The 9,280-nt window shown below is 61.4% G+C and carries 8 protein-coding genes; 7 read left to right on the forward strand and 1 reads right to left on the reverse strand.

Annotated features, from left to right (window positions below):
- Positions 1–1,471: retention module-containing protein (locus AAC083_RS22235; protein WP_146181768.1), on the reverse strand; the 1,471-nt coding region annotated here is incomplete at its 3' end.
- Between the two features lie 723 nt (positions 1,472–2,194).
- Between AAC083_RS22235 and nrfA the strand changes: the two genes are divergently transcribed.
- The 7 genes from nrfA to nrfF all read left to right on the forward strand — a co-directional run.
- On the forward strand, positions 2,195–3,631 hold the full coding sequence (gene nrfA / locus AAC083_RS22240; RefSeq protein ID WP_375134782.1) for an ammonia-forming nitrite reductase cytochrome c552 subunit: 1,437 nt from the start codon (positions 2,195–2,197) through the stop codon (positions 3,629–3,631).
- Positions 3,632–3,682: 51 nt separating this feature from the next.
- On the forward strand, positions 3,683–4,327 hold the full coding sequence (gene nrfB, locus AAC083_RS22245; RefSeq protein ID WP_108537736.1) for a cytochrome c nitrite reductase pentaheme subunit: 645 nt from the start codon (positions 3,683–3,685) through the stop codon (positions 4,325–4,327).
- Complete coding sequence (locus AAC083_RS22250; RefSeq protein ID WP_108537737.1) at positions 4,324–4,998, forward strand: 4Fe-4S dicluster domain-containing protein; 675 nt, start codon at positions 4,324–4,326, stop codon at positions 4,996–4,998. Before nrfB ends, AAC083_RS22250 begins: the two co-directional genes overlap by 4 nt.
- Positions 4,999–5,088: 90 nt before the next feature.
- Positions 5,089–6,042, forward strand: coding sequence for a cytochrome c nitrite reductase subunit NrfD (gene nrfD, locus AAC083_RS22255; RefSeq protein WP_108537738.1), 954 nt, complete (start codon positions 5,089–5,091; stop codon positions 6,040–6,042).
- A gap of 175 nt (positions 6,043–6,217) precedes the next feature.
- Positions 6,218–8,185 carry a heme lyase NrfEFG subunit NrfE gene (nrfE, locus tag AAC083_RS22260; protein WP_108537739.1) on the forward strand — a complete coding sequence of 656 codons (1,968 nt, stop codon included), beginning with the start codon at positions 6,218–6,220 and terminating at the stop codon, positions 8,183–8,185.
- Positions 8,182–8,733 carry a DsbE family thiol:disulfide interchange protein gene (locus tag AAC083_RS22265; protein WP_108537740.1) on the forward strand — a complete coding sequence of 184 codons (552 nt, stop codon included), beginning with the start codon at positions 8,182–8,184 and terminating at the stop codon, positions 8,731–8,733. Before nrfE ends, AAC083_RS22265 begins: the two co-directional genes overlap by 4 nt.
- Before the next feature lie 86 nt (positions 8,734–8,819).
- Positions 8,820–9,280 (forward strand): heme lyase NrfEFG subunit NrfF (gene nrfF / locus AAC083_RS23495; protein ID WP_375134783.1); only part of this gene is annotated, 461 nt, incomplete at its 3' end.

Raw genomic sequence — 9,280 nt, forward strand, 5'->3', positions numbered from 1 at the left:
GACCGGCACCGGTATTGAGGCTGCCGGTCGCGGTCACCGGGCCATCGGCCAAACCTGCTTCGGAGAGTGTCAAGGTCTCGCTCTGACCGATCAGCGGTGCGCCATCGCTGGCGCTGTTACCAGCCAAATCGGTGACGCTGGCACGCACTTCAAAGGATTGATTGATGCCGGAGAGATCAAGGCCGCTCACCTGCCAGCGACCATCGGCCCCTACCAGCGCCGAGGTAGTCAGCAGCGGCTGGCCATTGCTGTCGACCAGGGTGATGGTGACACTCTGACTCGCTTCCACATTGCTGGTGGAACCGCTCAGGGTGGCGCTGTTATTGCCAAACAGGGCGGCGGTATCGAGATCATCGATATCGATGAAGGCCTGGGTATCGACATTGATAACGAGGGTATCGCTGGCGCGGTTGCCGGCAATATCTATGGAATTGACCTGAAACTGGTACTGGCCATCGGCCAGGGTCTGCGGCAACTGATATTGCCAGTTACCGGCGGCATCCACCGTCAGGACGGTGAGCACGCTGCCACCAAGGCTCAGGGTGACGGTGGCGCCGGGCTCACCCTTGCCTTGCAGCAGCGGGGTATTGTCGCGGGTCAGATCATCGGTCTGACTGGCACCGCTGTCGCTCTCATCGGCGAGATCCAGGGTAATGGTGGTGATGGTATCGAGCAGGGTCTGGCCGGTGTCGTTGGCATTGTTGCCCGCCTGATCCTGGGTATTGGCCACAATCTGCAGCGGGCCATCCACCAGCTTGCCGGTGACATCGCCAAAGTTGGCCTCCCAGACCAAGCCAGGCAGCACCACGGTCGTCACTGTCAGTGAATTTCCCGCCTGGTCGATAAGGGTGACGGTGACCGGCTGGCCCACCTCCACATCGAACACAGTGCCGCGGATGATGACGCCCGCCGCTTCATCGGCATTGATGATGTTGTCGCTGGTCTGGGGGTCGGTGATGGTGATAGCGGCAAAGAGGTCGCGCTCTTCGGAAAACCGCAGCTCATCGCCCGCAGGTTGAGCGGTGTGATAGGTGTCGAAACCGGCCTCGGCCAGGGTAGCGTCATTGGTACGATCGACCACAACGAATCCGCCCGAGCTGGAACCGGCGACACCGCCGATATTACCTGCAGCCGCGGCAGCATTGCCCGCAGCGGTCTCCTGGAATTGAGCTGTCGGGTCTATCCCCTGGCGGATAGCCTCTTGCAACGAGGCCAGCTCCGGATCGGCCAGTTGTCCATCACCAGCGGGAGTGGCAGCCTCAGGTTTGGCGGCAACCGCTTGCTCACCGGTGGCATCACTGCCCGGCTCGGCTAGTTGAAAATGGCCTCCTTGGGCGGTTTGGAGGCGGTCCCCCGGCTGCAACGCCATCCCCACCTTTGCGCGTATGGCAGATCCATCTGCATTGATGACAAACACAGAGCCCTCAAGTTGGGTGATCACCGTGGACGTTTCAATTTGCAACTCAGCCATACAGCCTCCAGTACCATTTTACGCACTGATATCAGTATCAACCGGATACTCATTTGTTCAATAATCATACCGCACCAGGCAGCTTGGGTCTTTTCGCTATTTTCGACAACAAAAGCGATTAAATGGCCTTAACTGACAACTTTGTGCATCAGGCAAGGGTTCTTAAATAAAACAAGATTTGAATGGCCCCGCCTCCACCCCTCTAGTAACAGGCTTATTCGCTCGCATGTGAGCATTTCGGTCGCGTGACGAGAAATTTGCCCAGCACCTCGATGAACTGACGACTGCTGGCGCGCCACATGGTTCGCACTCAATATGCCTAAAATGCATATTTAGTCAAAAAATCCACATACGAAATGGCGATGCAATCCGCGTTGTGACAATGGCAAACGGGATTGGCAGCAAAATGGCTCGTTCATGACGGTATCGATACCCCCCTTACATCGGATGTTCTGCGGTGAACAAGGAGTTGAGTTTTCATAAAATTTAATCGAGATCTCATTTCAACGATCAATCCGGTGCACCAATTGATCTGGCACAACTCTCCTGCTGATAAATCATCATTAAATTTACCTATTTGATAGGGTAAGCCTCTAGAAATCACATATTGCGCGGTTTTATTCATCGCCAACCACACGTCTGCCCACCCCGCCCAATGGGGATGAAATCCACGCAACAAGATGGAACGGGTCAGACCAGGACATTTATCTGGGAGTGATAAACGTGGGTTCACAACACAGGCATACCAAACTGGGCTTCGCAGCCCTGCTGCTAACCAGCTGGCTTGGCGCCAGCGGCTTTGCACAGGCTGATGAGACAACCACCAAGGGCAAGATAGAGGCGCGCAGTGAGCTGTTCGCCAAGGATCACACCGATCAGTTCACCAGCTGGCAGGCCACCCGCGAGAGCGAGACGCGCACCGATGCGCTGGCGGAAGATCCCAATATGATCGTGCTGTGGGGAGGCTATCCCTTTGCCAAGGATTACAACAAGCCACGCGGCCACTTTTATGCCCTGACCGATGTGCGCGAGACCCTGCGCACCGGCGCCCCGAAAACCGCCGAAGATGGCCCGCTGCCAATGGCCTGCTGGAGCTGCAAAGGCCCGGATGTGGCCCGCGTTATCGATGAGAAAGGCGAAGATGGCTACTTCAAGGGGATGTGGGCCAAGGGGGGGCCTGAAATCGTCAACACCATCGGCTGCGCCGACTGCCACGACACCGCCTCGAAGGAGTTCAAGGAGGGCAAGCCGGCCCTGCACCTCTCCCGTCCCTATGCCGATCGGGCCATGACCGCCATCGGCAAGCCGTTCAAGGATCAGGGACGCTTCGATCAGCAGTCTCAGGTGTGCGGCCAGTGCCACGTGGAGTACTACTTCAGCGGCCCCACCAAGGCGGTGAAATTCCCCTGGGACAAGGGCACCACGGTTGAGCAGATGGAAGAGTATTACGACGAGCTGGGCTTTGCCGACTGGACTCACGCCCTCTCCAGGACCCCCATGCTCAAGGCCCAGCATCCGGAATACGAGACCTGGCGCGCCGGCATTCACGGCCAGAACAACGTCGCCTGCGTCGACTGCCACATGCCCAAGGTGCAAAACGATCAGGGCAAGGTCTACACGGATCACAAGGTGGGCAACCCTTTCGATCGTTTCGAGCAGACCTGCCGCAACTGCCACACCCAGAGCAAGGAGATGCTGCAAGGCATAGTCCAGCAGCGCAAAGAGGCGGTGACCGAGACCAAGCTGAAGGTCGAGAAGCAGCTGGTGCACGCCCACTTCGAGGCCAAGGCGGCCTGGGATGCCGGTGCCACCGACGCCGAGATGAAGGACATTCTGCAGGACATCCGTCACGCCCAGTGGCGCTGGGACTATGCCATCGCCTCCCACGGGGTGCAGATGCACGCCCCCGAAGTGGCCCTCAAGGTACTTGGCAGCGCGCTGGACAAGGCCGCTGACGCCCGCACCAAGCTGGCTCGCCTGCTGGCGACCAAAGGGATCAGCCACGAGATCGCCATCCCCGACATCTCCAGCAAGGAGAAGGCCCAAACCGCCCTTGGCATGGATATGAAACAGATGAACAGCGACAAGGCCCAGTTCCTCAAGACCACAGTCCCCGCCTGGGATGCCGAGGCCAAAGCGGCCGGACGGCTGGCACAGTAATGGCGCCTGCGGGCCCGACCAGATCGGGCTCGCAGCGGATGGAGGCTTCCTATGGGTAATTTAACGATGGATTTCTTACGACTGATGCTGATGGCAGCCATGCTGCTCACCAGCCTACAGGGTCAGGCGACCGAACCGGTTGCCGCCCCTGTTCCGGCCACACCTACCCCGGCCACACTGGAGGTGGAGTTTTTGCGCAATCCCGATGCGGCCTGTACCGACTGCCACAAGGAGCAGGCCTACGGCATGCTCGGCAAGCATGGCCAGGCAACCAACCCCAACAACCTGGCGCCGGTCACCTGCACCAACTGCCACGGCCTGCCCTCTCCCCAGCACAGGGAAGGGGTCAAGGACGTGATGCGCTTCAGTGACAGCTTCAACGACCAGCAAAGCGCATTGCAAGATAAGCTGAGCGGCGCAAACGACACGCAAAGCGATGAGGCTTACCCCATCACCGAGCAAAACGGGGTCTGCATGAGCTGCCACGAGCCCAAACCCCTGCGCGAGGCGCTCTGGGCTCACGACGTGCACGCCACCAAGCTCACCTGCACCAGCTGTCACCAGCTGCACCCGGCCAAAGAGCCCATGGCAGGGATCCCTGAAAAATCCCGCATCAAGCTTTGCGTCGACTGCCACAGCAAGCAGCATGAGGCGATCAGAGCCACGAACGCCGCCCCGGGCAAGGAGGCACAATGAGCTGCTCTCGCCGTCACTTCATGTCGGGGATGAGCGCGGGGGCCCTCATCATGATGACGGGGCCTGTTCGCGCGACTGCCCTCGCCCACAGCCAGACCATCAACGGGGTGCGCTATGGCATGATCCACGACGAGACAGCCTGTATCGGCTGTACCGCCTGCATGGATGCTTGCCGGGAGGTGAACCAGGTGCCGGAAGGGGTTTCGCGCCTCGAGATCATCCGTTCCGGCCCCGTCGGTGAATTTCCCGATGCCGAGTACCGCTTCTTTCGTAAATCCTGCCAGCACTGTGATAACGCACCCTGCGTGCACGTCTGCCCCACCGGGGCCTCCCATATCAGGGCGGAGGATGGCATCGTCGAGGTGAACCCGGACTTGTGCGTCGGTTGCATGTACTGTCTGGCCGCCTGCCCCTATCAGGTGCGCTTTATCAACCCGGTCACCAAGGTCGCCGACAAGTGCGACTTTTGCCGCAAGAGCAATCTGGCGGCGGGCAAGGAGCCAGCCTGTGTGGGATCCTGCCCCACCAGGGCGCTGGTGTTTGGCAATCTGGATGATCCGGGCAGCCCCATCGCACAGCGGCTGGTGAAGGAGACCAGCTATCGCTACAAGCAGGCGCTCGGCACCTCGCCCAAGATGTACCGCGTCCCCAAAGGGGAGATAACCTCATGACCATGCAAGCGGCATTTCACTTTCCCTCGCTGGGGTGGGGAGTTGCCCCATCGCCATCGACCCCGGCTGTAACAGAGGGAGGGAATAACCATGTGGCATGACGCCTTTCATTTCCCTTCTCTTGTCTGGGACTGGCCGATCGCCATCTACCTCTTTCTGCTCGGCATCTCCGCCGGCGCCACCACCCTTTCGGTGCTGCTGCGCCGCAAAGGGGCCGGTAGCGAGAGCGGCATCATCAAGGCGACCGCCATTCTGGCGCCGCTCAGCGTGATATTGGGGCTGCTCATCCTCATCTTCCACCTGGCCCGCCCCTGGACCTTCTGGAAGCTGATGTTCCACTACCAGTTCGACTCCGTGATGTCGATGGGGGTCATGCTGTTCCAGCTCTATATGGCTGTGCTGTTCGCCTGGCTGGCGGTGGTGTTCAGAGCCGATATTGAGACGCTGCGCCGCCGGTTGCTGAAAGAGAAGTTCGCCTTTGTGGATAATCTCATCGGCTGGCTCGCCCGCATCGAACGGCTGCTGGCACCGCTGCTGTTACTGCTCGCCGTGCTCTTGGGGGCCTACACCGGCTTTCTACTCTCGGCGCTCAAAACCTATCCGCTGCTCAACAACCCGGTGCTACCGGTGCTGTTTCTGGTCTCCGGCATCAGCTCCGGCATTGCCGCCACCATCTTGCTGGCGGTGACCCTGTTCAGGGAGAACCACCACAGTCAGGGGGTGAGCTTTGTCCACCGCTTCGAGCGGCCGGTGCTGGCGGTGGAGCTGTTGCTGCTGGTCTGCTTCTTTACCGGCCTCTACTTTGGTGGCGGCCAGAAAGAGGTGGCGATGTGGGCTGCCATCGGCAGCGGTTTCTGGGCTCAGGTGTTCTGGGTCGGGGTGGTGGGGATCGGCATGCTACTGCCCCAGCTGCTCGCCCTGCTGATGCCCGCTCGGCTACGGGAGAGGAACGGCCATCTGGTACTGATCTGCAGCCTGACCCTGATGGGGATCTTGCTGCTGCGCTACTTCGTGCTCTACGCCGGCCAGATGACAGTAGTTTAAAGGTATGATCTCCAGCGCCAGCCACCTAGGGGAGACTGGCGCTGGTTTGTTGCTGGCCCAATTCATTTCTGGTGATGCCACACCCGCTGCCTGCGGAGTCTCCCCGCCAAACAGGAGACAAGGCGGCGTATGTGCCATGACATGAATGAGATCAAAGATTGAACCTGGAGGTTTTGTGCTGGCGGAGCTTGGCTATCTCTCACTGCTACTGGCGGCGGCACTCTCGCTGCTGCAGGGCACCTTGCCCTGGCTGGGATTGCGCCTCGCCTCCCCGACCCTGCTGCGCAGCGCCAAGCCGCTGGCGCTGCTCAATGCCGCCCTGCTGGGGGCAGCTCTGCTGCTGCTCGCCAGCTGCTTTGCCCGGGATGATTTCACCGTCAGCTATGTGGCCCAACACGCCAACAGCGCCCTGCCCCTGGGCTTCAAACTGGCTGCGGTCTGGGGCGGCCACGAGGGCTCCATGCTCTTTTTCGTCTTTGCATTGGCCTTGTGGGGGGCCTTGGTGGCGATTTGTTCGAAGCATGTCGATCCGCTGATCACCGCTCGGGTGCTGGCCATCATGGGGCTGATCGTCGGGCTCTTTGCCCTCTATACCCTGATCTTCTCCAGCCCGTTTGACCGCCAATTCCCGGGGCCGCTGGAGGGGCGCGATCTCAACCCCATGCTGCAGGACATCGGCCTTATCATTCACCCGCCCCTGCTCTATCTCGGCTACGTCGGCTTTGTGGTCAACTTCGCCTTCGCCATGGCGGCGCTGCACTCGGGCAGGCTGGATGGCGCGGTGGCCCACTGGAGCCGCCCCTGGGCGCTCGGCTCCTGGATCTTTCTCACTGCCGGTATCGTGCTGGGCTCTTGGTGGGCCTATTACGAACTGGGCTGGGGCGGCTGGTGGTTCTGGGATCCGGTGGAAAATGCCTCCCTGCTGCCCTGGCTGCTCGGCACCGCCCTGCTGCACGCCCTGGTGGTGTGCGAGAAGCGCGGCGCCTACGGCCACGCCGTGCTGTTGCTCTCCATCTTCACCTTCGCCTTGAGCCTGCTCGGCACCTTTGTGGTGCGCTCCGGGGTACTCACCTCGGTGCACGCCTTTGCGGTGGATCCCAACCGCGGCCTCACCCTGTTGCTGCTGCTCGGTATTCTGCTCACCACGGCGCTCACCCTGTTTGCCCTCCGGGCTAACAATCGCGCCCCCTTCGCCCGCTTCGGCTTACTGTCAAAGGAGGGGCTGCTCGGCGCCGCCATCCTGCTGCTCTGCGTGGCCTGCGCCAGTGTGCTGCTCGGCACCTTCTACCCTATGGTGTTCCAGTCGCTCCATCTGGGATCGCTCTCGGTGGGTGCCCCCTACTTCAACACCATTTTCGTGCCACTGGCCCTGCTGCTGATGGGGCTGATGACCCAGCTTCCGCGCCTGCGCTGGCAGCAGCTTGCCGCACGTTCCCGGCTCAACACCCTGTTGCCGCCGCTGTTTGGCCTGCTTGGCGGCGGGCTGCTTAGCCTTGCCTATCTGGAACAGGGATCTTTTTCCGGTAGCTGGAGCGGCATACTCGCCAATATGGTGAGCCTCTGGCTGATGGCCAGCCTGCTACTCCCTTTCTCACGACTGACCTCACTTCGTGAGCTGACGTTCAAGCGGCTCGGCAGCTTGCTGGCCCACCTCGGGGTGGCGGTGTGCGCCCTCGGCATTGCCCAAGTGAGCCACCACAGTCAGGAAGGGGGCACAGTGCTCGGTGCCAACCAGCCCTACCGACTCGGCGCGTTCGAGTTTCGCTATGAGGGGCGAGAGCCGGTGATCGGCCCCAACTACACCGCCGAGCGCATCACGCTTAGCGTGCACAAGGAGGGCCGCGAGGTGGCAAGGCTAGCCCCCGAGCGGCGCCACTACAATGTGCGCACCATGAACATGAACGAGCCCGGCATAGCGTGGGGGCTGTTTGGCGATCTCTACGTGGTGCTGGGCGAGAAGATGGGACCCGATGCCTATGCCATGCGGCTGCACTACAAGCCGCTGGTGCGCTGGATCTGGCTCGGCGGCCTGCTGATGATTGCGGGCGGCACCCTGCGCCTGCTCGCCCGTCGCCCCTTGCTTGCCTCCCGCCCCATTGCGGTTGGTGCCTCCCATCTCCGGCTCAAACAGGAGGCGTTATGAGATCCCGCCTGCGCCTCTTTGTTCCCCTGCTGCTGACCCTGGGCCTCGGCGCCCTGCTCTGGCTCGGTCTCGGGCAAGATCCCTATCGTCAGGATGAAGCGACGCTGGGGCGCACCCTGCCTGCGTGGCAGAGCGACAATCTGCTGGACGGGAGTCCGATCCAGACCGCCAGCCTCAAGGGTGAGCCCTTTGTGCTTAACGTCTGGGCCAGCTGGTGCGTCAACTGCCGCGCCGAGCATCCGCTGCTCACCGAGCTGGCGGGCACAGTGCCCCTCTACGGTCTCAACTATCGGGACAAGGGTGACGCAGCCCGCGCCTGGCTTATCCAGGCGGGCAACCCCTATCGCGCCGTGCTGGCCGACCCCGACGGCAAACTGGCGCTGGAGCTCGGCGTCTACGGCACGCCTGAAACCTATCTGTTTGATGCCGATGGCGCCCTGCTTGCCCGCCACACCGGCGCGCTCACCAACGAGATCTGGCAGCGCCAGTTTGCACCGCTGCTGGCGCAGGCGCGGGCTGACGTGTTAGCCAAGGAGGCGAGACCATGAAGGGCATGACCTTGCTGCGTTACTTTCCGTTTTACTTTCTGTGTTACTTACCGCGTTTCTTGCCACATCTCCTGCTGCTCGGCCTGATGATCTCTTTCACGCCAGCAGCCACGGCCAGCGGGGTCGATACCTATCAGTTTCGCCATCCCGAGCTGCAACCGCGCGCGCAGGAGTTGGCCCGCGCCCTGCGCTGTCCCCAGTGCCAAAACCAGAATCTGGTGGAGTCCAACTCCTCCATCGCCCGGGATTTGCGACTCGAAGTCTACCGCTGGGTGGACGAGGGGCAGAGCGATGAGCAGGTGATCGCCCGTATGACGGAGCGCTTTGGCGATTTCGTCCGCTACGATCCCCCCTTCAAAGCCAGCACGGCGCTGCTGTGGGGTGGCCCCCTGCTGCTGTTGGGGCTCGCGCTGTTGACTCTGCGTCGTCGCCTGACGCGCACAGAAGTACGGGCCGTCCCTGTCGTTAAGGCCATCGTTGAGCCGCGCCATCAACCCGCCGCCGATCCGCGCAGCGAATTGAATCAGCTGATCATGCTTGGGGAGCA

Origin of the sequence: Aeromonas sp. HMWF014, from assembly GCF_963878295.1 — a bacterium.
Classification (GTDB): domain Bacteria; phylum Pseudomonadota; class Gammaproteobacteria; order Enterobacterales; family Aeromonadaceae; genus Aeromonas; species Aeromonas popoffii.

Excerpts from the sequence above, each read along its gene's own strand:
- nrfD (WP_108537738.1), top strand. The coding sequence starts at position 5,089 with ATGTGGCATGACGCCTTTCATTTCCCTTCTCTTGTCTGGGACTGGCCG.
- nrfB (WP_108537736.1), top strand. The coding sequence starts at position 3,683 with ATGGGTAATTTAACGATGGATTTCTTACGACTGATGCTGATGGCAGCC.
- AAC083_RS22265 (WP_108537740.1), top strand. The coding sequence starts at position 8,182 with ATGAGATCCCGCCTGCGCCTCTTTGTTCCCCTGCTGCTGACCCTGGGC.
- AAC083_RS22250 (WP_108537737.1), top strand. The coding sequence starts at position 4,324 with ATGAGCTGCTCTCGCCGTCACTTCATGTCGGGGATGAGCGCGGGGGCC.